The organism is Corallococcus sp. AB032C (assembly GCF_003668935.1).
Lineage (GTDB): Bacteria > Myxococcota > Myxococcia > Myxococcales > Myxococcaceae > Corallococcus > Corallococcus exiguus.
This window is the reverse complement of record NZ_RAWP01000019.1, coordinates 86716-107486: the sequence shown is the minus strand read 5'-3', so window position 1 is coordinate 107486 and position 20771 is coordinate 86716. Positions and strand designations below refer to the sequence as shown.

Sequence of the window (20771 nt, the reverse complement as noted above, 5' to 3'; positions counted from 1 at the left end):
ATTGAGTGGAGAGGTCTTCACCCGGCCCATGGATTTCCTCACCATGGGCCGGGATTCGACTGCGCCGTGGTCGGCGATGGGCTGCGTCAGTCCTCTGCCTGCGCCCGCCGCCCCTGGCGTGCCAGCCCCAGGCCCAGCAGGAGCAACAGGGCCAACGCCGCGCCCCCGTCCCCGCTGGTTCCACAGGCGCAGCCGCCGCCCGTGCCTCCCAGCGTCCGGGCCTGGCCCTTCAGCGTGAGCGTGGCCTCCGCCGTCGTCTCGCCTCGCAGGCGCAGCTTCAGCGTTCCCTCCGCGGGGCCTCCCACCTCACCACGGAAGGTGACGCCCACCGTCGTCTGCGCTCCCGGCGCCAGCTCGGCATCCAGGGCGCTCGCGTCGATTTCGAACGCAGGGTTGCTGTTCGACACCACGCTCAGCCGCGCCGGCGACGCGGACTGGTTCGTGAGCGTCACCGTGCGCGGCGTGCTGGTGGCGCCAATGTCCACCCAGCCCAGGTCCAACTCGAACGGCTCGATGGTCAGGAAGCTGGCCACCGAGATGCCCGACAGGGCCACCAGCGCCGCGCGCTCCTGGTCCTTCGTGCCCAGGACGAGCGTTGCCTTCGCCGCGCCAATCTGCGTCGTGTCGTACTTCAGGTCCAACGTCAGCGAATCACCCTGCGGCAGGGCGCGGCCCTCCGCTCCCAGGATGGGAGACACCACCACGAAGCTCGCGGCCTGGGGTCCCTCCACCTTGGGCGGCATCAGCACCAGCTCCTGGGAGGTGTCGTTGGTGAGCACCACCTTTGTCGTCGCTGGCTCCGACTGGCGCACGGTGCCGAAATCCAGCGAACGGTTGAGTGCCCGGAACACCGTGGAGAGCCCCCGGCCCGACAGGGACACCTGTGCCTGCGGAGACTCGATGTCGCTCGTCACCACCAAGAGGTTCGCCTTGGACGTGACGTCCGGACGGGGGACGAACTTGACGAGGATGTCCCTCGATTCCTGGGCCGCCAACGTGAAGGGGAGCGTGGGCGCGGAATCCAGGCTGAAGTGCGACGGTTCGGAGTTCTCTGTCGCGCCGATGATCTCCAGGCCCCTCACCGACAACGGCTGGAGGGATTCGTTGGTGAGCCGCACGGAACGGACCGCCGAGGCGGAAGACTCGGCCACCCGCGCGCCAAACTCCAACGTGGGAGTGGACAGGCTGAGCTGGTTCGTCCGGCCGCGGCCCCCCAGCGTCACGAGCATGGTGCCAACCTGGCTGTCTTCAGACTTGATGCGCAGGACCGCGTTGAAGCGCCGCTGGGTGTCCGGACGGAACTGGACCGACACATCCATGCTGTTTCCTGCATTCAGCACCAGCGGTAGCGAAGGCTTCTGCAGGATGAACGACTGCGCATCCGCGGCGTCCAGCGAGATGTCCTCCACCTTGAGCGTGCTCGATCCCGTGCCTGGGTCCGCGGAGCCAGCCGGCAGTGCATGTGTCAGCCTCAGTCCGATGGCATCCGAGGTCGTGTTCACCCGGACGGCTCCAAAATCAAGTGACCCGTCGAAGGCCTGGGCGTCCTTGCGCGTCACCGCGAGCCTTGCCAGCGTGGCCGTTCCCTGGAGGCTGAGCTCCAGCGGAGCCTGGGAGGACGCCTCCACCTGCACCGAGGCCTTGGTCGTCCTGAGCCCGCCTGTCGCCCCCTGGGGGGTGAACCGAAGCTTCACGGAGGCACTGCCATTCGCGGGCACCTTGGGCAGTTGGTCCTGCACGGAGAACTCCGAACTCCCCGGGGGGAGCGTCACGGAGATGTTCGCGTCGGTGATGCCCGTATTGGTCACCGTCACCGTCTTTTCAACGAACGAGCCGAAGTTCACGCGCCCGAAGTCGATATTGGAGGGCGACAAGCTCACGCCGCCCACCCCATCCACGAGCAGTTTCACGAGGGTGGCTGACGGATCCGCGTTGCTGGAGATGGTCAGGTTGCGCTCGATGGCGAGGAGCTGGGTGGGCTTTGCCGAGATGTAGATGAAATGCTCGGCACCGGGGGCCACCGTGAAGACGGGCCCGGGCACGGTGGGGCGCAGGGAGGATTGGCAAGGCGTGGTTTGCTGCGTGTCCTCGCGCAGGCAGAACTGGTCCGGGACTTCCACGGTGTAGACCACCAGCGGGGCCTTGCCTTCGTTCCTCACCACCAGCCTCTTTGAATCCCCTTCGACATTGAGCGCCTGAGGCGCGAATTCGGGAGCGCCACCGGGCAGCGTCAACACGGGGACGGTGCCCCGGCCCGAGACAGTGATGGTCTGGAGTTGGCTGTCGTTCGAGTTGCTCTGCACCTGCACGGTGCCAGTCACATCCTGCGCGGCGTCAGGGGTGAAGGTGACCTCAAGCAGGGCGGACTCGTTTCGCTGGAGGAAAACGGGGAGCTGCGGGTTGTTCTGCAGCATGGCCTTGAAGGGACCGATCGCCGTCGACACATTCTTGATTTCAAGTGGAGCGGAGCCGATGTTCTTCAGCACGACGGTCTGGGTGCTGGAGGTCTGTCGGGGGACTTCGTTGAAAACAAGCTGAGGAGGGTTCATCTGCAGCTGTGCCACGGCGGCAACGCCGGACAGCTTGAGGACCAGTCCCGCCGTGGCAGGCGGCTTCGTGGCGAGTGAGAGATTGGCGGAGTAGTTGCCCGAGAGCTGGGGGGCGAACGTGATCTCGATCTGGCGAGAACCCCCTACTGGAACGATGGGGTTGGGCCAGCCAATGACGTCGATGTTGAACGTCCCGAGGTTGGCGGCCACCTCCGCCAGGTCCACGTCCACATGCCCTGTGTTGATGATGTCCAGCGTCTGCGTATTGGAGCTGCCCGGCTGCGTGGCGGGGAAGTCCACGTTGCTCTTCGAGGTGGAGAACCTGGCCTCCGCGCCAATTCCCAGCAGCGGGAAGTTGCGAACCGTGGTGATCTGGCTCACGGTCCCCTTGTAGGTGATCTCCAGGCTGGCCTCGTTCACCTTGTCCTCTTCATTGGGACTGAAGGTCACCCGGAAGGGCTGGGGCCGCTTCGCACCCCGTGCGAGCTCGGGCTCGGAGGCGGTGACGGCATCCACGGCGAACGCCGTACCGGTCGGCAGGATGCGAACCTGGGTGACCTTCAGTGGCTCGGAGGATGCGGTGCCACTGTTGCTCACATTGAGGCTGAGATCGACGTGGGTGATCCGGTTCTGCTTGTAACCAAAGTCGATCTCGGTCGCGGTGAAGACGGCGTTGGGGCCATTGGAGTTACCCCTGACGACGAGCACGGGCGGCAACTGCCGGTCATTCGTGGTGAAGAAGCGCAGCCGCGTCTCCAGGTCGCCCGTGCTGGACAAGGGACGGAAGCGCACCTTCACCTTGGTTTCCGCGCCCGGCTGCACGGTCTGGGGCAGGAAGTCGATGACCTGGAACAAGGCGTCGCTTTCCGGGGTGACCTTCGACAGGAATAGGGCCTGGTTGCCGGTGTTGCGCAAGGTCGCATCGGCCGTGGACTCTCCGCCGGGCGCCACGTTTGGCAACGTCAGGGGGTTGTTGACAAGGAACAGCTCAGGGGCGAGCGCCTGGCCTGTGATTGTCACGGGGGGCACGGGCTGCGAGGCATCCGTCTGGAGTTGGAGCGTCTTCGAATAGGTACCCGAGGTGGTCGCGGCGAAGGTCACCGTCACCGCGGCGGTACCCCCGTTCTTCGCGACGGTCAGGCCCTCCGTCGGAATGCCGGAGACCGTGAAGGGGGTCAGGACCCCAGGTGACACCGGGAACACCTTGATGGGCCAGTTGGTGCTGTTCGAGAGGATGACCTGCTGGGTCAGGGGCTGTTCGCCGACGGTGTAGTCAAGGAACGCCAGAGTGGTCGTGCTGACTCCCAGCGAAGTCTTGCGCGCGGTGCCATGGAGGGGAACGCTGGTCACGCAGGACGTGGTGGGAGACGTGTTGAAGGTGAGCACGCCATCCACGGCACCGTTTTCATTGGCGCCGGGGTTGAACGTGATGAAGAGCTCACTCCCCGCTGAGCTGGGTGCCAGGGTGAACGCCGTGCTGGGGCTCACGGAATAGGCACTGCTTCCCGTGGTCACGATGGGCGTCACCGTCATCGGAACCGTTCCCGTGTTGGTCACCGTCACCGTCTTCTGCTCACTGCCCACGTCTCCTGCCTCCTGTTCGGCGAATGTGAACGAAAGAGGGGAGATGCCCAGGCAGGCATTGCCCGGCGTCGTGGTGCCGGACAGATTGAGTTCAGGGGCGGTGGCGTCGTTGCTGGTGAAGGTGAGCTTGCCGGTCGTGGCGCTCGTCGGCGTCGGGTGGAAGATCAGCTGCAGGCGCTGGGTGTCTCCGGGCGCGAGGCTGAAGGGGCCCGAGGTATCCACCCGGAAAGGAGAGTTCTGGGGCAGCGTCAGGGTGGTCACCGTGAGCAGGCTGTCCCCGCCGTTCCTGACCGTGACCTCCTGGGGGGCGCTGTCGGTGTTGAACGGCGTCTGCCCAAAGGCCACCGCGGTACGGCTCAAGACAAGCTTCGGGCTGGACGGCGCGGTGCCTGTGAGCGTCACGGACTGGTCCGCGACATTGCTCTTGATGACCAGTGTGTCGGATGAAGTCACGGACGTCGGGCGGAACGTCACATTCAGGCGTTGCGTCCCCCCGGGGGCGATGCTGAAGGGGACCGATGTATCAACCCGGAAGGGGGAGCCCAGGGCCAGCGCCAGTTGGCTCACATTGAGTGCGCTGCCGCCTTCGTTCCGGAGCGTGACCTCCTGGGAGGCGCTGTCGGTGTTCAACGGCGTCTGTGGGAAGACCATCGTCGTGCGGCTCAAGACGAGCTTCGCGGGGACGACCGCCGGCGTGCTGCCTGTCAGTGAGACGGCGGGTACGTCCGTGCCGTTGATGGTGAAGCTGAGGTCGTGGGTCCAGGTGCCCGTCCCCGTCGGGCGGAACGTCAACCTCAGACGTTGGGTGCCGCCCTTCGCGAGGCTGAAGGTGCCCGTGGTGTCGACGCGGAACGGTGAGTTGGCGGGCAGCTTCACCTGGGTCACCGTGAGGAGTCCGTCGCCGTCGTTCCGGACGATGACCTCCTGGGTGACGCTGTCGGTGTTCACCGGCGTGGCCTCGAAGGCCAGCGCGTTGCTGCTCACATAAAGCTTCGCGGGGGAAAGCCCCTCGCCCGTGAGCGTGGCGGATGGCGGGGCGGGGCACACGACGGAAGCGGTCGTCAAGAAGAGCGAGCCCGTGATCGGCCCAAGGTCGTCAACGGTCAACGGGTTGAAGCTCACCGCCAGCGTCACCGGGGCCGAGGGCGTGACGGTCACCGAGGCGCCGGACACGCTGAAGGGAGCCGTGGCGGAAGGCTCCATCGTGAAGTTCGTATTGCCCAGGTTCATCACCTTGACGTTGCGCGTTGTCGTAGAGCCCAACTCATGGGCCCCGAACGCCACGGACGTCTGGCCGAGGACGATCAATGGGCCCGTGGCCCTTCCATCCAGCGCCACGACGATCGACGGAGCCGCGGGATCGTTCGTGTGAAGCGTCAGCGTCCCCTGGAAGTTGCCGGGCTGGAGCGGGGAGAATTTGACCTTCACGAGCATGGGGGTCGTGCTGCTCAGTGGCGTGTTCGGCACGGAGCAGTTCGTGTCGCAGCGGTTGACCGCTGCGTCGTAGATGCCGTCGAAGGTGAACGCCCCGGTAACGCTCACCCGGTGGACCGTGAGTGCCGTGCTGCTGGTGTTGAACAGCTTGATGGACTTCGAGACCAGCTGCTGGCACGGCGCCTGGTCTTCGAAGTGGATGGAGGTTTCCGACACGCTGAGTGACGCCGCGGGATCATCGGGTCGCAGCGCCGCGCCGACGGTGGTCTTGGAGGTGCCGGGCTCCAGTGCCTTCTCCGCCTCAGGACCGCAGGCGGTCAGGACGCACAGTGCAGCCGTCAGGATGAGCAGGATGCGTTGCATGAGGCGACCTCAGTTCTCGGCGTGGAGGGCCGGGGCCTTGGCGGTAGAAGAGGGTGGAGGCTTCGGGGCGGCGGGCGGCTCGGGCGGCTTCGCCGCGTCGTCGCCTTTATTGGGCGCCGCGGGCTGCGTGCCCGTGCGGATGCGTCCTTCGAGCAGCTCGATGTCCAGTGAGCCGGGCGTGGGCGTGTTCACGAACTGCTGCCAGGTTCCGTCTGGTGCGGTGAAGAGAAACGACACCGCCACCGGCGCGGCGTCGTCCGGCAGCGGCACCTTCAGGCGCTGCAACGTGCCCGGATAGATCAGCGCCGACATCAGCACGTCCGCGTCCGGCTGGAAGATGCGCGCGGAGACCTCGCCGTAGGACTCCACGGCGAACTGCTTCGGATCCACCTTGCGCACCAGCATGTACAGCGGCCGGCCCTGGTTCGTCCCGGACGGCGCCTTCACGCTCAGGTGCAGCGTGCTCGGCTGGCACGCGGCCAGGAAACACAGCGCCAATGGGATGCAGCTCGCCCACGGTTTCATCGCGGCACCTCGCGGAATGGAATCCAGGGCTCACCCTTGAGCCCGAAGCGCAGGTCCATCACCCCGTCCGTGGACGTGGCGCCCCGCGCTCTCAATGACCAACGGCGGTGCTGCGGGTCTTCCGTGGACTGCGACGACTCCAGCAGCCGGAAGCAGCTCCATGCCGAACGTGACTTCTCCAGCGACGCGTACTGCACCGACTGGTCCGCGGGCGCTCGTACCTCCAGCATCAGCGACGCCGTCTGCTGGTCCCACCACGCCAGCGGGAACTCCTGCCATGTCGGACTCTGGTTGTACGCGAGGAACGTCGTCTTGCCGCACTTCAGCGAACCCAGCGTCACGAAGCTGCCCTGCGTGGGCGCCTTCGGCAGCGGCAACGGCATCACCTGCAGCATCAGGGGCCGGGGCCTCCCCTCCGTGTCCCACAACATGCGGGCCAGCCGCGACAGCCTCCCCAGCGTGGGCAACATCCCCTGCGGCAACGCGAGCCGTGACTGGAGCGCGCCTCGCGGCACCCACTCCGAGCCTCGCTCCTCGCACACCGGCGCAAGCACCCGCGTCGCGAACTCCCAGAACGCTCCGTCCTGCTTGCGCAGGACCTCCAGGTCTCCCGGATCCACCTCCTGCGATGCGTCCGGCGTGAACGGGTAGCGGCCCAGCAGCGGACGCAGGAATCGACTTGATGCGTCGTCCCACTGCCGCTCCAGGGTCCTCTCAATCTCGCGCTGCCCCAGATCGCGCACCGCGAGGAACGGCTGGCGGAAGGGCTGCCTCAGCTCTCCGATGAGCCCCTGTTGATCCAGCCACGCGTCCACCTTGCGGAGGTAGGACGTGTCGTCCTCCATCATCATCGCGAAGGCCAGCCGCCCCAGCGGCGTCAGCAGCTCCGGCAGCTTCGCGGCCCCGCCCGCCGGCTGCGCGCCGCCGGTGGCCAGGCCTCCGTTGAGCGACGCCGTCGCCTCCGCGGGCACCACGCCCGGACGGGGCACCGCGTTCAGCTCGTCCGACATCTGGGCCACCAGCGCCCGGTAGGGGTTGAGCGCCGTGTAGTTGCCCGTCTCATCCGGCTTCATCACCGTGGCGATGGGCTTGAACGGCGCCACCGCGTTGCGCAGCGACTCGTAGAAGGGGCCGTCCAGCGGCTCCAGCGCCACGCCCTGCGCCACGTCGCGCAGCATGTCCACCAGCTCCGAGGACGGCTGCGTGAGGCGCGACAGCTCCTCCGCCAGGAGCGCGGGAATCACCGCCTGGAAGCGGTAGGTGGATACGCGCTGGAACAGCCGGTTGCGGTACTGGAACGCGAACTGGTTCACCTTGCGGCGCACGTGCTCCTGGCGCTGCGACACCTCCTCCACCGGGAGCCCCGCGCCCTTGATTCGCGTGGTGAACTCGTCCACCAGCGGGCGCAGCCGCGTGTCGAACTCCAGCCGGTCCGCCGCCAGGGTCGCTCCACCTCGCGACGCCACCACCTCCTCGCCCTCCACCACGCCGAAGGGCAGGCGCCCCGTCTTCTCGTGGTAGCGCAAGAGCGCCTGGTGCAGCAGCCGCGAGCCGTCCTTGGGACGGAACTCGAAGGTGCTCTGGAGCACCGGCACCTGGAGCACCGCGGGGCCGTTGCCCGGCAGCCACAGGCCGTCGCGCACCAGCAGCTCCGCCACGGTCATCTTCTGAACCGCCTTCACGCCCAGGTACGCCTCTTCCTCCATGCGCAGCACGTTCGTCAGCGCGTCCCGGTGGTCGTTGATCCACGCCACCGTCTTGAGCGTGGAGGCGACGCCCCGGAAGCGGCTGGTGTCCACGCGCGCCTCGGAGGCGGCCAGGAGCTCCAACGCTCGCGGCAGGCTGCTGAAGCGCGCGCTGTCGTCCAGCAGCACCTGGAGCCGCCTGCGCTCGTCCTGCATGGACTCCAGGTCCGCGTCCAGCCGCTCCAGCTCGCGCGGCTCCACGGCCCGGTTCGCCAGCAGGTCCTGCAACCGCCGCAGGTGCGCCTGCCACGGCAGCAGCTGCGCCTCCAGCGTGAGCGGCTCCGGGAAGGGCCAGCGCGCCCAGCTGGCCTCGGGCGTGTCTGGCGCCGACCACGGCGGGTTGCTCATGGTGACGTAGTCGGCCACCAGGGACTCGTTCAGCCCCACCGCCGTCACCCACGAGCGCCCCGCCTCCAGCGCGGCCACGTCGCCCGCGGACTCCGCCTGGCCGCCCTCCGACACGAAGCTCCAGTTCGGGCGCGTCTTCAGGCTGGACAGCACCAGCTGCCCCAGCGGCTCCTCGCGCGAGCCGTGCAACGTGGCCAGCAGGTAGACGACCTGCTCGGGACGGCACGTGTCCGGCTGGCGGTGGCACTTCTCCAGCGCGGGCCGGATGTGGGCCTCGCGAATGCCCCGGGCCAGGCGCTGGCGCAGGTCCTCGCGCGCGCCGGTGAAGCTGTAGCGCAGGAGCGGCCACGCGTTCATGGCCCTCCACAGCGAGTCCAGGGACTGGCCCGCCGCGAGCACCGGATCCTGCACCGCGGCTCCGGACACCTCCTGCCCCTGGTCGCGCATGCGCTGGACCATGTCCTCGAAGCGCTGCACGCGCGTGCGCGCCTGGCCCAACCTCCACGCGAAGTGCCCGTAAGCGGCCAGGAGCGGTAGCGCGAACGCCAGGCCCAGCAGCACCGCCCGGCGCAGGTGCGTGTGCAGGTAGCGGTCGTGGACCGCTCTCGCCGTGCTGGCCTCGGCGGACACCGACAGGACGTCCGGATCCCTCGCGTCCTTGTCCGCGGAGGACAGCGACACCGTGGCCAGCGTGGGGGCGTACGCCAGCGTCTGGCCCTCCATCAGCGCCGTCACGAAGCGCGACAGCGCCTCGAAGGGCGCGTGGCCTTCCGAATAGAAGCGCTCCAGCCGCTCGAAGGACTCCACCGGCAGCGCCGTCAGGCCCAGCGCCAGGTACTGCTCCTGCGCCTTGAGCAGCGAGCCCAGCTTGCCCTCCTGGCCGGGCGGCGGCAGGGGGAAGCGCAGCGGCACGTGGTACGCGCGCAGGAGCTTCGCGAAGTCCGCGTAGCCCTCGCGCTCATCCAGGTGGGTGAGACACACGCGCGTCTCCAGCGCGCCCCCGCGGACCTCCGACAAGAGATTCAGCTTGCCCCGCAACAGCTGCGCCGCCCGGCGCACCTCGTCCGGGGGCGTGTCCTGAAGCCAGCGCGCGTCCAGCACCAGCACCGCCAGCGTCTGCTGTCCGCCGCCGAAGCTGTCCCTCCACAGCCGGCGCAGGGCTTCGCGGGCCTGGGGCGACTCGTCCTCCAACAGCTGCGGGGACAGCTCCTGCGCCACCACGTCCGCGCCCAGGTACACCTGGAGCAGCGAGTCCGTGAGGAGGCTGGGCAGGAACTGCCGCGCCTGCCGCTTCCAGTCCAGGTCCAGCTCGATGAGCCGCGACTTGCCCGCGCCCGCCGGCCCCATCACCACCACACCTGGCAGGTCCCGTACCGCCACGCGGTGGCGCAGGGGCAGCCCGGCCAGGAACTTCTCGCGCACCTTGCGCAGACGGTTCTTCGCCAGGGGCTCCGGCGCGGCGGTCCCTCCGGCCGGCGTGCTCTTGCGCTTCGCGCGCCACACGAGGAACAACGGCACGAAGAGGGCCAGCAGCGCCAGGACGAGCAGCGCATACGGCTTCCACTTCGGCGGAATGAACGCCGTCAGCTTCTTGATGACATCCATGGTTCAGCGCTCCCCCCAGCCCAGGACGCGCCCAGCCCGGCCCGAGCGATGCAGGGCCTCCAGGACGTCCTCCAGTGTGTCCACCGTGCCCGCGAACGACGCGCGCGCCTTCCCCTGCTCCTCCGGTGACAGCCGCGCGTCACCCGGCCCCGGCATCAGGCGCGCCAGCGTCTGGCCCAGCTCGTCCAGCATGGGTTCCAGGCCAAAGGTCCCGACTCCCAGGCGCGCGGCGATGATCCGGCGCATCTCCTGGAGCAGGGCGGGCGCCGCGTCGAGCGTGGCTGTGGGCGCGGGCGGAGCCTGGGGGGCCGCTTGTGGCTTCACCGGGTCACCCACCAGAGCAGGCCCTGCAGCCCGAGCACGCTCGCGGCGCTGGCCGCGTAGTAGCGGGCGGGAAAGGTGTAGAGCAGCGGCCCAAGGGACTCGCCGGACGCGGCGGTGGCGGGCGGTGGCGGAGGCGTGACGATGCGCGCGGACAGCCGCTCCTGGTACTCGCGCAGCTTCGCCGTATGGCCCAGGTAGCGGCCTCCGAAGCCCGCCGTGATGCAGAAGTGGAGCATCTCGAAGAGCAGCGCGGGCGAACCCGGCTGATCCAGCCGTTGATCCGCCAGCGTGTAGAAGGCCTCGCCGCCGCCGTCCTCGCCGAAGAGGCGGTACTGCAACAGCGGCCACAGCGGCTGCTCCGAGTCCGCGAGCCGCAGGAGGACGCGCTCGTCCACCAGGTACGTGAAGGGCCTCAGCGCGTCCTGCACCTCCTCGTCGCGAGCGTGGGCGCCCAGGCCCGCGCGCAGCCGCTCAATCACCTCCAGGAGCTCGTCGTGGAGCCTGCGCAGGCCCTCGCGGCCCAAGAGCCCCACCGCCGCGGCCGAACCGGGCGCGGACTGCGGCAGCCACCCGTCCAGGACGGACTGGGCCTGCCGGTACTGCGTGAAGACGACCTGCCAGTGTTCGAGCTTCATCGCGCCCCCCGTCAGCCCACGTTCACCATTCCGCCCTTGAGTTCCGCCATGCCGTCCGCCTTGAGCGCCAGCTGCGCCTTGGCGGTCAACTTCACCTGCGGTCCCTCCATGGCGATGTCCTTCTTGCCCTCCGCCTTGACGGACGGGGCCATCAGCGACAGCTCTCCGCTCTTGGCCTCCATCTGGACGTCGGCCCCCTCCACGCTGAACATCTTCGCCGCCTTCAGTGTCACGGCCTTGTCCGAGGACAAGGTCGCGTCCTTCGCCGCCTTCTGCGTCAGCTCGTCCTTCGTGGTGACCGTGAAGGCCTTGGCGCTCTCCAGCGCGAACGTGTCGTCGCTCTTCCACGACGACGCCTTCGTGGACGTCACCTCGATGGTCTCCGCCTTCAGCACGAAGGACTTGCAGGTCACCGTGACGCTGTCCTGCTTCTGCACGATGGTGCTGGTGGCGCTGTCACCCTTCACCTCCAGGGTGATGGACTCGCCGTCCATCTTCACCGTCTGGAGGATCTTCCCGTCCTTGTCCTCCGTGGTGAGGGTGAGGCCCTTCTCCTTGTCCATGTCGATGATGCAGATGAGCTTGGGCATGCGCGCCGTTCCCCCCTCGGTCCGCCGTCAGGCCCTGCGCCAGTAGAGGAGCACCTGCGCCCCTTCGAGCGCGGGCGTGGCGAAGAACGTGATCCCGTCCTCGCGCGTCGCGGACTGCCACTCCTCGCTCTGGGGCGTGAGCTGATACCAGTCGATGTCCGCGTCGAAGGCGTGGGGGAACGACGGGAAGGCCACGTGCCGGTACGGCACGCCCTTCAAGGCCTGGCGCCGCACCGCCGGCAGCCGCAAGGGGCTGGCCAGCTTCACGCCCTCCATGGAGCGGGGCCGGTCGCGCTCCTGGCGGCGCACCAGCAGGTAGAAGTCATCCGGCGGCGGCGTCTCCCTGGGCAGCGGGGTCAGCTTGAAGTGGCCCTCCTGGAAGTCGAAGACCCGGTAGGACAGGGGGCTGGCCTGCGGGCGGAACCCGCGCGTGAGCAGCTCCATCCACCGAGCGATTCCCGGGCCCGGCGTTTCGTGCTCGTACGCGGGCAGTTCGTCGTCCGGCTCCGCCTCCAGGTAGCAGCACGTCTCGAAGTACAGCCGCCGCAGCGCCTGCACCAGCGGGTACGGCGGCGGCTGCAGGCCGTGGCGCATGTCCTGGCGCAGCACCTGGAGGCTTCGCACCTCGCACAGCGCCCGCCGTGCGCTGGCCAGCCGGTCGCCTCGCACCAGGCCTTCGCGCAGCGACGTGCGCAGCTGCCCCTGCGCCTGCTGGAGCAGGCCGTCCAGCTGCTCGAACAGGGGCTCCAGGAACGGGTGGGGGCCCACGCTCAAGAGCGGCGGCAGGTGCGTGGCGGACAGCTGCCAGGGCCCGTCCGCGTTCCGGGTGAAGACGGCCAGCGACAGGCTGCTCACCGTGTCGTCCACCACCGGCTCCAGCGACAGGCACAGCCTCCGTCCCGCGCGCACCACGCTGGGCGCTTCACCGCCCGCGGGCGCCAGGTCCTCGCGGGGCTCCAGCACGCCCAGCAGGTGCAGATACACCGTCACCCGCATGCGGCCCGTCTCCTCGAGCGACAGCGGTGTTACATCCGCGTTACCCGGTACCTCCACCAGGTGGCCTCCCGGTAACACCGCGGTCAATTCCTCCAGCGCCACCGAGCCCTTGGCGAGCAACACATCGTTGAAACGCAACGCGCTCACGCCCACCACCGGAAGACCCGCGAACCCCGCGTAGCGCCGGGCCTCCGTGGAGAGGGATTCCTCCTGGGCCCGGAAGTGTTCGGGCAGCAGGGTCTGCCCTTCCTGCCACAGGACTCGCGCGAGTGTGTCTGGGTTCATGGCAGGGACGGCGGGAGCGGGTTTTCCGTCACGGGGACCGCCCGGAGCAAAAGCTTGCCTGGGCTGGGTGACAGTGTTTAGAAAAAGCTACCGGCCTGGAGCCTGTGACGTCAAGTGAGCCTGGCTGATCCACCGTGTCTGGTTTCGTGCCCTGAAGGGCATGAAACACCATGGGTTGGGTCTTTCCTGTCTCACCGGGTGTCGACGCGCCCATCGTGTCAGGTCATGCGTTGGGGGTGTATTGCTTTTGTATATTCATATGGTTTATCAATTCCTTCACAAAACGGCGGTTCAGTTCTTGGGGGTACTCATGGCCATCACCGACGAAATTCCCAGATCACGCATCACGCTGACCTACCGCACCCAGGTGAATGGCACCCGGGCGGACAAGGCGCTTCCGTTCCGGCTGCTGGTGATGGGGGACTTCTCCAAGGGCACCTCCAACGACCGCAAGAAGGACCTGGATCAGCGGGAGATCCGCAATCTGGATGGCAAGAACCTGAACCAGGTCATCCAGAACATGGGCATGACGCTGAACTTCAGCGTGCCCAACCGCGTGGACAAGAAGGACCCGGTGGATGGTTCGGCGCCGGCGCCGCTGCAGGTGAGCCTCAAGCTGGACTCGATGAAGTCCTTCAGCCCGGTGGACGTGGCCCGCCAGGTTCCGAAGATCAACGCGCTGCTCACGCTGCGCAAGCTGCTCCTGGAACTGCAGGGCAACCTGGATAACCGCAAGGAGTTCCGCCAGCTGGTGCGCCAGCTCGCGCAGAACCCGGAGGCCGTCCAGAAGCTGAAGACGGAGCTGGCCGCGTTCAAGTCGATGAGCCTGCCGAAGCTGGCCGCGACGAACCCGCAGCCGCCGACGACGTGATGCCGGGCGCAAGCCCCTCCCCACGACCTTCCTGAACGAGACCTCCTTCCATGCCTACCGCTCCTGCGTCTTCCACCACCGCGACGACCGCCGTGGCCGATGTGCCCCTGGACCTTCCGCTGTTCCTCAACAGCGTGCGCCTGGGTTCCGTGCCCGCCGCGCGCGACGCCTCCACCCAGACCGACCTGCTGGTCATCCCCGACGACGCCACCCCGGAGGAGCGCTTCGTCTCCAGCCTGGCGGCCATGGTCCACAACATGGACATGGACGAGGGCCGCTTCGACAAGCAGACGGTGCAGGAGCTGGTCGGCACCATCGACGCGCTGGTGTCGGATCAGCTCAACGCCGTGCTGCACGCGCCGGAGTTCCAGGAGGTGGAGGCGCAGTGGACCGCGCTCAACGACCTGGTGCGCAACACCAACTTCAAGGCCAACATCGAGCTGAGCCTGCTGGATGTCTCCAAGGAGGAGGCCTACAGCGACCTGGAGACGAACGCGGCGGACGTCGCCGGTTCGGAGTTCTTCAAGAAGCTGTACGTCGCTGAGTACGATCAGTACGGCGGAGCCCCGTACGGCGCGCTGGTGGGCCTGTTCGAGTTCGCCAACACGCCGCAAGACATGCTGTGGCTCAAAACGATGGGGAAGATCGCCGCGGCCAGCCACGCGCCGTTCGTGGCGTCCGTGTCCCCGCGCTTCTTCGGCTGCGACACCATGAAGGAGGTGTCCCAGCTGCGCGACGTGTCCAGCCTGCTGGATTCGCCCAAGTACTCCGCCTGGAACGCGCTGCGTGACACGGACGAGGCCGCCTACGTGGGCCTCACGCTGCCGCGCTACATCGTCCGGCCGCCCTACAACCCGGAGACCTACCCGGCCCCCGGCATGAACTTCACGGAAGGGGTGAAGGGGGACAAGGAGGAGGAGTACCTCTGGGGCAACGCGGCCATCCTGTTCGCCCGCAACCTGGTGCGCTCGTTCGCGACCTCCGGCTGGTGCCAGCACATCCGCGGCCCAAGGGGCGGCGGCCTGGTGGAGGGCCTGCCCGTGCACCTGACGCACCTGCGCGGCGAGGAGGAGATGAAGCTGCCCGTGGAGATGTCCATCCCGGACTTCCGCGAGCTGGAGCTGGCCAACGGCGGCTTCATCCCGCTCATCCACAAGAAGGGGAGCGCGGAGGCTGTCTTCTTCAGCGTCCAGTCCCTCAAGAAGGCCAAGGTCTTCGAGGACACGAAGGACTCGGAGAACTCGCAGCTGGTGACGAACCTGGCCTACACGTACTCCATCAGCCGCATCGCGCACTACGTGAAGGCCATCATGCGCGAGAACATCGGCAGCACGGCGAACGCGCCGTACATGCAGCAGCAGCTGGACCGGTGGATCTCCCGGTACGTCACCACGCTGGTGAACCCGGATGACCTGACGCTGCGTTACTACCCCTTCAAGGCCTACAACCTCACCGTGGCGGAAGTGCCCGGCAAGGTGGGCTGGTACCACTGCAACCTCTCCGTCCTCCCGCACATCCAGTTCGAAGGCATGAACGTGGACCTCCGCGTGGATGCGCGGCTCGGCTGACAAACCCCGCAGCAGAATGGAGGACCGAAACCATGAGAGATGGACCGCTTGGCATTTCGTGTGACTGGCAGCAGACCATCCAGCAGCGCCCCCAGAAGAACGTCCCGGTGGGCTACCTGCTGGACATCAAGGGGCTGGGCAAGGACGACGGCGCCTTTCCCAAGAGCAACGGCCTCTTCTACACGCCGTTCGACGGTGAGGCGACCTTCAGCGAGGTGAAGATCGAGAAGGTCGGCGCGAAGAACGCCGTGCGCTGTGTGGGCCTGATCACACAGATCCAGTGGGAGGGCGGCAAGCTCGACCCCATGGACTTCACCGTGCTCATCAGCCCGGAGAACAAGCCGGACTTCACTGGCATCACCAACACCGAGCTCAAGAAGCTGGTGTTCTGGGTATGCGAGTGGGACAGCGCCGCGGGCAAGTGGTTCGAGAAGTGCTACCCCCTGGGCGATGAGTCTGGCGGCGAAGCCAACATGCTCAAGGGGCGCATCAACCAGAAGGGCAACGAGGTGATGCTCCACGTCGGTGAGCCGGAGAACGTCGGCGTCACGGACGTGAAGTTCTGCCAGATGACCTTCCAGGTCATCCCGGACAAGCTCAACCTCTGCAACATCCACTACAGCCACAACTCGCAAGCCAAGGACGTGTACAGCTGGGGCTACAAGGAAGGCGGCCAGTAGCAGCCGGGTGGAGGGACGGGGAGGGCGTCAAGCCGCTCCCCGTTCCGCTCTATCAGCTCACTTGTCCGTGCCCCATTTGGTGACACGGCGCTCCTGGGAGTTGGTGGCGAACTCCAGGGTGGTGCTCTTCTTCGGAGCGGGCACCACCCGGAAGTCGAAGCGGTGGAAGCGGATGTCCAGGTCCGTGGCCAGCGTGGTGGGCTGGTTGTCCAGGAAGACCTTGGGGCGGCCCTTCTCGGTGTCCATCAGCGCCTCGGCGGTGGCCGGGCTCTTCAGCTTCGCGGCCTCGAACCAGGTGTCCCCCGCTTCATCGAAGTCGATGACCGCCCACGCCAGCTTCAGCCGCAGGTTGTCCAGGGGCTTGGCGAAGTGGTTGAGCACGTTGGCCGCGGTGGCGCGCCCCACGTACACGCTGAAGTCCAGGGGACCGGAAGAGCCACTCATGGACAGCCGGCCAATCAGGCCAATGCATTGCGCAGTGGGCCCGAAGTCGCCCACCGTCGGGGAGGACAGGGTGAGCTCCTTCGTCAGGTTCAACCCCCCGCAGCCATTCCATTCCAACAGATACCCCAGCGCTCCGCGGAAGCCGGGCCGGTATTGAAACCCGGTCTGCCAATTGCATTCGAGTTCGAGCAAGTCGGGTTTCGCGATGGCCATGGGTGTCTGTCCTTGTGAATGAGAGACATGTAACATGAAGTGGAAAGACAGACCATGAGAGACCTGAGCCTGTGCCTGCGCCCCGTGGAGGGCGGACCGCTGGAGCGCCTGGAGTCGCATGATCCGCGCTTCCTCACGGTGGCGGACCTGGTGCAGCGGGAGTCCTACGCGGAGGCCGCGGACGCCATCGAGGCCCTGGACGGTGAAGGGGGCTACGAGGTCCGGCTGTCGGCCTACTACCTCTTCGCGGCGCTGCGCGAGGACGGGCTCGTGCGCCTGCCGGACGTGCTGGAGGTGCTGATTTCGCTCGCGCGCGCGGCGGCGGCGGAGGCCGCCCAGGGCGAAGGGAAGGACAAGTCCAAGCCCGCGGTGCTGCTCAACAAGGCGCTGACGTGGCTGTTCCAGACACTGCTGAGCGCGCTGAAGTATCACCACGGCAAGAAGGACGCGGGCTGGGAGGCGTGGACCAAGGGCTTCTCGGACGGCAAGCGCAAGGACGCCCTGCGCGGCATCCAGACCTTGCAGGGCGCGCTGGAAGGCGCCGCGTTCCGCAACGGAGCCCAGGGGCTGGCGGGGCTGGGACAGTGGCTGAAGGAGACGCAGGAGCGCGCGGCCGCTCCCGCACCGGCCCCGGAGCCCGCGAAGCCGGCCGCTCCCGCGAAGGGACGGGGCGCGAAGGCCGCCGCGCCACCCCCGTCGTTCCCCCGGACGACGGGGCCGCTGCAGCTGCGCGGGTCGGCGCACCTGCTGGAGCTGTGCGACAAGCTCAAGGCCTTCGAGGTGCTGGTGGAGCGGGGTGACTTCCAGAAGGCCGCGCTGGTGAGCGACGACGTGCTCCGGACGCTGGAGGACTTCGACCCTCGGCGCTACCTGCCGGAGCTGTTCTCGTCGTTCGGCGCGCTGCTCAACCGCCACGTGGGGGACATGCAGGAGCACTGGGAGCGCAAGGAGACCATGGAGTGGCGCACGCTGTCGCAGTTCTACCAGGTGGACCTGGGCGCCTTCGTGGGGCCAAGCGAGTGAGGCGGCCCTGCTCATGAACGGCGCCTCGCCGCTGCTGTCCCCGCTGGAGCGGCGCATTCGCGCCCGCGCGAAGGACTTCGACCTGGGGCCGCTGCTGCGGCTCCTGGAGACGCAGGGCTATGGCCGGGACCGGGTGCTCTTCGAAAGCAACCCGGAGTCGGTGGCGTCCGCGTCGTTGGTGGAGGCGGTGACGTTCCACCTCTCCCCGGTGCGCCGGGTGGTGGTGACGCTCAACCTGGGCCTCCTGGCCACGCCGGGCCTGGTGCCCAGCTACTTCCTCCAGGTGGCCGAGCAGCTGCCGGAGCCGGAGCCGTTCCTCGACTTCATCCGCTTCTTCGACCACCGGCTGCTGCTGGCGCTGGTGGACGCGCTGCACCCCGAACGGGACACGAGCCTCGTGGGGGACTGGGAGCGCACGAAGGGCTTCTACCAGCGCATGGTGGGCGTGGATTCACAGGCCACGCTCCAGTGGCTGTTCCAGCAGGTGTTCCCGGAGCTGCGCGTGACATGTGTCCGCCGCTCCTTCCGCACGCGCTTCTCCGGCATGCGCCCCACCCTCGGGCCCACGCCGCTGGATGGCACGGGCATCCTGGGCCACACGTACGCGGCGGACATCGGGGGCTTCCAGGTGGAGGTGTTCGCGGACGAGGAAGCGGACATGCGCGGGCGTGACTGGCCCGCGCGGGTGCGCCACCGCTTCCACCGGCACATCCTGCCGCTGCTCGTGCCCGCGCGGATGCAACTGGAGGTGGTGCTGACGGTGCTCGCGCACGGGCGGACCGTGCGGCTGGGGCCTCGGGGACAGCTGGGCTACGAGCGACTGCCGGGCGCGGAGGGCAAGCCGCTGCGGCAGCTCATCTTCCTGGGCGACACGTCCGTGCCGGTGGCCGCGCCTCCGCGTGCCGAAGGCGACCGGCAGGGCATGGCCATGGGCACGCCGAAGGCAGCTGGACGTTAGGAGGGGAGGGGACCGTGGGCTTTTTGCACCAGAAGTTCCTGGGGGTGGTGGAGACGCCTCGTGAAGCCGTGCTCCGCAACCTGGGCCACCTGCTCCATGCCAAGCGGGGCGCGGCCTCCGTGCTGCCCGGCTTCGGGCTGACGGAGACGGGGTTCCGCTCGGACGCGGAGCGCCTCGCGGGCCTGGGCGCGGAGATCCGCGAGACGCTGTCGCGGTACGAGCCGCGGGTGGAGGTGGTGTCCATCGACGAGGTGCCCGCCGCGTCGGGCGGGGCGCCCGGCCTGGTGGTGCGCCTGCTCTTGCGTGACTCCCACGAGCCCATGGACCTGCTCCTGGACCCGGGCTCGCGCCGCCTGCGCGAACGGCCTCCAGAAGAGGCAGCTGGGGAGGACGAGCCATGAAGTTCACCGAACAGCTGAAGGTGACGCTGGACCTCAAGGCCGGCGACGAGGCCTTCACGCTTCCCGCTGGCAGCATCAAGCGCCTGTCGGTGAAGGCGCGCTCCTACGGCTTCGAGGCGCAGGTGGAGTGGTGGGTGATGTGCAAGGAGAGCGGGGACGAGGACACGCTCTTCACCCCCTTCACTGACACCAAGCCCCTGACGGCGACGCTGACCGTGGACCGCCGCTACGGCGCGCAGTCAGAGGGGCGCGAGGGCGCGGAGGCCCTACCGCTGAAGCTCATCGGGCGGGTGGAGGAGCGCCACGTCCGCGAGCGCTCGCTGGCGAACGTGAAGGACGCGCCGGTGATGCAGCGGCGCTACCGCATCCGCCTGGTGGACCCCGCCGCGATGCTATGGCGCCGGCACTTCCCCAGCGGCGTGTGGGTGGATGAGACGCTGAAAGCCGTCATCGAGGCGAATACGCCCGGTGGGCTGGATGTGGCCTACGAATGGGAGGCCGCGGGGACGAAGCACGGCCTCCACGCGTTGGGGCTGGGCGCGGATGACGACTCCGGCGCCAGCTTCCTGGACTTCCTGCACTGGGTGCAGGCGCGCATGCACGCGGGCATGTTCCTGGACTACGCGGAGGGGAAGTACACGCTCGCGGCCGCGAAGCCCGAGGGCGGCGAGGCGCTGGTGCTCACCCGCGACGAGGTGAAGCAGGTGGACCTGCGCTACCCGGAGCCGCGGCGGGACGCGCTGTCGGTGCTCAACAGCTACGTGGACGCCGGCACGAAGCGCAAGGCGGTGGAGAACGCGGACGCCATCGCGGGCGTCCTCACCGAGTGCCTGGTCACCTCCACGCTGGAGGGCACGCTCACGGACCGGGTGACGCTGGAGACGAATCGTCAGCAGCTGGAGGGCCCGGAGCTGCGGCTGTCCTTCGCGAGCTACCCCCGCGCGTCGCTGGTGCTCAACGGCCTCTACACGCTGGGGGACTTCAGCACGCAGGCCGCGACGCACGGCAAGCAGTACCGGCTGCACGCGCTGGAGCTGGACGCGCGCGCCGTGGAGGCCGACGCCGCGCATGATCCGGACAGCGACGCCAACGACTACGAGCTGAAGTTGAAGGCCACGCTGGAGGAGGCGGCGGACCCCACCTTCCGGCGCCCTCGCTTCCGGCCGCCGCGCTGGCCCTTCCTCGCGGAGGGGCGGGTGGTCAGCGAGGAGGGCGGGGATCCGGACCGCACGTATCAGATCCGTCAGGACGAGGAGACGTCGGTGGAGTCGTACCGGGTGAAGCTGCCCTTGTGGGACAAGGAGGTGCTCGTCCCCTATGAGCCGCACCAGCAGCCCGGGCACTTCTACTTCCCCATGGACAAGGGGACGCGGGTGCTGGTGTCGCTGGGCTACCAGCACGCGCGCATGGACCGCTTCCTGGAATGGCGCCCGGGCGCCCGGCTCCCCAAGGAGTCGCAGGGCAACCACCTGCTGTTGGGCAAGACGGACAAGAGCGAGACGTCCATCCAGCACCTGTACCAGGACTCGAAGCCGATGCTGCGCATCCAGCGCACCCTGGAGAAGGACACCCAGCTCATCGAGGTGACCGAGGGCCGGATGTTCCTGCGCGTGCAGGAGGGGGACTAGGC

At 68.0% G+C, this 20771-nt stretch carries 15 protein-coding genes; 7 read left to right on the top strand and 8 right to left on the bottom strand.

The window, feature by feature from the left end:
* Positions 1-86 precede the first annotated feature (86 nt).
* The 7 genes from D7X99_RS11370 to tssK are packed head-to-tail and all read right to left on the bottom strand — an operon-like array spanning position 87 to position 12983.
* The gene (locus D7X99_RS11370) at positions 87-5930 is read right to left on the bottom strand and encodes a choice-of-anchor D domain-containing protein (protein WP_121777792.1); all 5844 of its coding nucleotides are present in this window, start codon (positions 5928-5930) and stop codon (positions 87-89) included.
* 9 nt (positions 5931-5939) lie between these two features.
* A complete protein-coding gene (locus D7X99_RS11365) occupies positions 5940-6455 on the bottom strand; it encodes a hypothetical protein (protein WP_121777791.1) in 516 nt (171 codons plus the stop codon).
* On the bottom strand, positions 6452-10153 hold the full coding sequence (locus tag D7X99_RS44450; RefSeq protein WP_121777790.1) for a type VI secretion IcmF C-terminal domain-containing protein: 3702 nt from the start codon (positions 10151-10153) through the stop codon (positions 6452-6454). The genes D7X99_RS11365 and D7X99_RS44450 overlap by 4 nt, the downstream gene beginning before the upstream one ends.
* Positions 10154-10156: 3 nt before the next feature.
* Positions 10157-10477, bottom strand: a complete 321-nt coding sequence (locus D7X99_RS11355; RefSeq protein ID WP_147476127.1) for a hypothetical protein — start codon at positions 10475-10477, stop codon at positions 10157-10159.
* Positions 10474-11112, bottom strand: coding sequence for a DotU family type IV/VI secretion system protein (locus D7X99_RS11350; protein ID WP_121777788.1), 639 nt, complete (start codon positions 11110-11112; stop codon positions 10474-10476). The genes D7X99_RS11355 and D7X99_RS11350 overlap by 4 nt, the downstream gene beginning before the upstream one ends.
* A gap of 11 nt (positions 11113-11123) precedes the next feature.
* Positions 11124-11702: a hypothetical protein gene (locus tag D7X99_RS11345; RefSeq protein WP_121777787.1), complete on the bottom strand. Its 579-nt coding sequence runs from the start codon at positions 11700-11702 to the stop codon at positions 11124-11126.
* Positions 11703-11729: 27 nt separating this feature from the next.
* Complete coding sequence (gene tssK, locus D7X99_RS11340) at positions 11730-12983, bottom strand: type VI secretion system baseplate subunit TssK (protein WP_121777786.1); 1254 nt, start codon at positions 12981-12983, stop codon at positions 11730-11732.
* Positions 12984-13293: 310 nt separating this feature from the next.
* On the opposite strand from tssK, the gene tssB reads away from it, so the two are divergent.
* The 3 genes from tssB to D7X99_RS11325 are packed head-to-tail and all read left to right on the top strand — an operon-like array spanning position 13294 to position 16102.
* Positions 13294-13854: a type VI secretion system contractile sheath small subunit gene (tssB, locus tag D7X99_RS11335; RefSeq protein ID WP_121777785.1), complete on the top strand. Its 561-nt coding sequence runs from the start codon at positions 13294-13296 to the stop codon at positions 13852-13854.
* Between the two features lie 50 nt (positions 13855-13904).
* Entirely contained in the window at positions 13905-15422 is a 1518-nt protein-coding gene (gene tssC / locus D7X99_RS11330; protein WP_121777784.1) for a type VI secretion system contractile sheath large subunit, read from the top strand.
* Between the two features lie 32 nt (positions 15423-15454).
* Entirely contained in the window at positions 15455-16102 is a 648-nt protein-coding gene (locus tag D7X99_RS11325) for a hypothetical protein (protein WP_121777783.1), read from the top strand.
* Positions 16103-16159: 57 nt separating this feature from the next.
* On the opposite strand, the gene D7X99_RS11320 is transcribed toward D7X99_RS11325, so the two are convergent.
* Positions 16160-16759, bottom strand: coding sequence for a hypothetical protein (locus tag D7X99_RS11320; protein ID WP_147476126.1), 600 nt, complete (start codon positions 16757-16759; stop codon positions 16160-16162).
* A gap of 54 nt (positions 16760-16813) precedes the next feature.
* On the opposite strand from D7X99_RS11320, the gene D7X99_RS11315 reads away from it, so the two are divergent.
* From D7X99_RS11315 to D7X99_RS11305, 4 genes are read left to right on the top strand one after another with little or no spacing between them, the layout of a single operon-like run.
* Positions 16814-17782: a type VI secretion system protein IglI family protein gene (locus tag D7X99_RS11315; protein WP_121777781.1), complete on the top strand. Its 969-nt coding sequence runs from the start codon at positions 16814-16816 to the stop codon at positions 17780-17782.
* 13 nt (positions 17783-17795) lie between these two features.
* Positions 17796-18740, top strand: a complete 945-nt coding sequence (locus D7X99_RS42790; protein WP_158626988.1) for a hypothetical protein — start codon at positions 17796-17798, stop codon at positions 18738-18740.
* A gap of 14 nt (positions 18741-18754) precedes the next feature.
* Positions 18755-19141: a GPW/gp25 family protein gene (locus D7X99_RS42785; protein ID WP_158626987.1), complete on the top strand. Its 387-nt coding sequence runs from the start codon at positions 18755-18757 to the stop codon at positions 19139-19141.
* The gene (locus D7X99_RS11305; RefSeq protein ID WP_121777779.1) at positions 19138-20769 is read left to right on the top strand and encodes a hypothetical protein; all 1632 of its coding nucleotides are present in this window, start codon (positions 19138-19140) and stop codon (positions 20767-20769) included. The genes D7X99_RS42785 and D7X99_RS11305 overlap by 4 nt, the downstream gene beginning before the upstream one ends.
* Positions 20770-20771 lie beyond the last annotated feature (2 nt).

Coding starts and splice junctions, on each gene's coding strand:
- D7X99_RS11315 (WP_121777781.1), top strand. CDS start 16,814: ATGAGAGACCTGAGCCTGTGCCTGCGCCCCGTGGAGGGCGGACCGCTG.
- tssK (WP_121777786.1), bottom strand. CDS start 12,983: ATGAACCCAGACACACTCGCGCGAGTCCTGTGGCAGGAAGGGCAGACC.
- D7X99_RS11305 (WP_121777779.1), top strand. CDS start 19,138: ATGAAGTTCACCGAACAGCTGAAGGTGACGCTGGACCTCAAGGCCGGC.
- D7X99_RS11325 (WP_121777783.1), top strand. CDS start 15,455: ATGAGAGATGGACCGCTTGGCATTTCGTGTGACTGGCAGCAGACCATC.
- D7X99_RS11365 (WP_121777791.1), bottom strand. CDS start 6,455: ATGAAACCGTGGGCGAGCTGCATCCCATTGGCGCTGTGTTTCCTGGCC.
- D7X99_RS42790 (WP_158626988.1), top strand. CDS start 17,796: ATGAACGGCGCCTCGCCGCTGCTGTCCCCGCTGGAGCGGCGCATTCGC.
- D7X99_RS11350 (WP_121777788.1), bottom strand. CDS start 11,112: ATGAAGCTCGAACACTGGCAGGTCGTCTTCACGCAGTACCGGCAGGCC.
- D7X99_RS44450 (WP_121777790.1), bottom strand. CDS start 10,153: ATGGATGTCATCAAGAAGCTGACGGCGTTCATTCCGCCGAAGTGGAAG.
- D7X99_RS11370 (WP_121777792.1), bottom strand. CDS start 5,930: ATGCAACGCATCCTGCTCATCCTGACGGCTGCACTGTGCGTCCTGACC.
- D7X99_RS11320 (WP_147476126.1), bottom strand. CDS start 16,759: ATGGCCATCGCGAAACCCGACTTGCTCGAACTCGAATGCAATTGGCAG.
- tssB (WP_121777785.1), top strand. CDS start 13,294: ATGGCCATCACCGACGAAATTCCCAGATCACGCATCACGCTGACCTAC.
- D7X99_RS11345 (WP_121777787.1), bottom strand. CDS start 11,702: ATGCCCAAGCTCATCTGCATCATCGACATGGACAAGGAGAAGGGCCTC.
- tssC (WP_121777784.1), top strand. CDS start 13,905: ATGCCTACCGCTCCTGCGTCTTCCACCACCGCGACGACCGCCGTGGCC.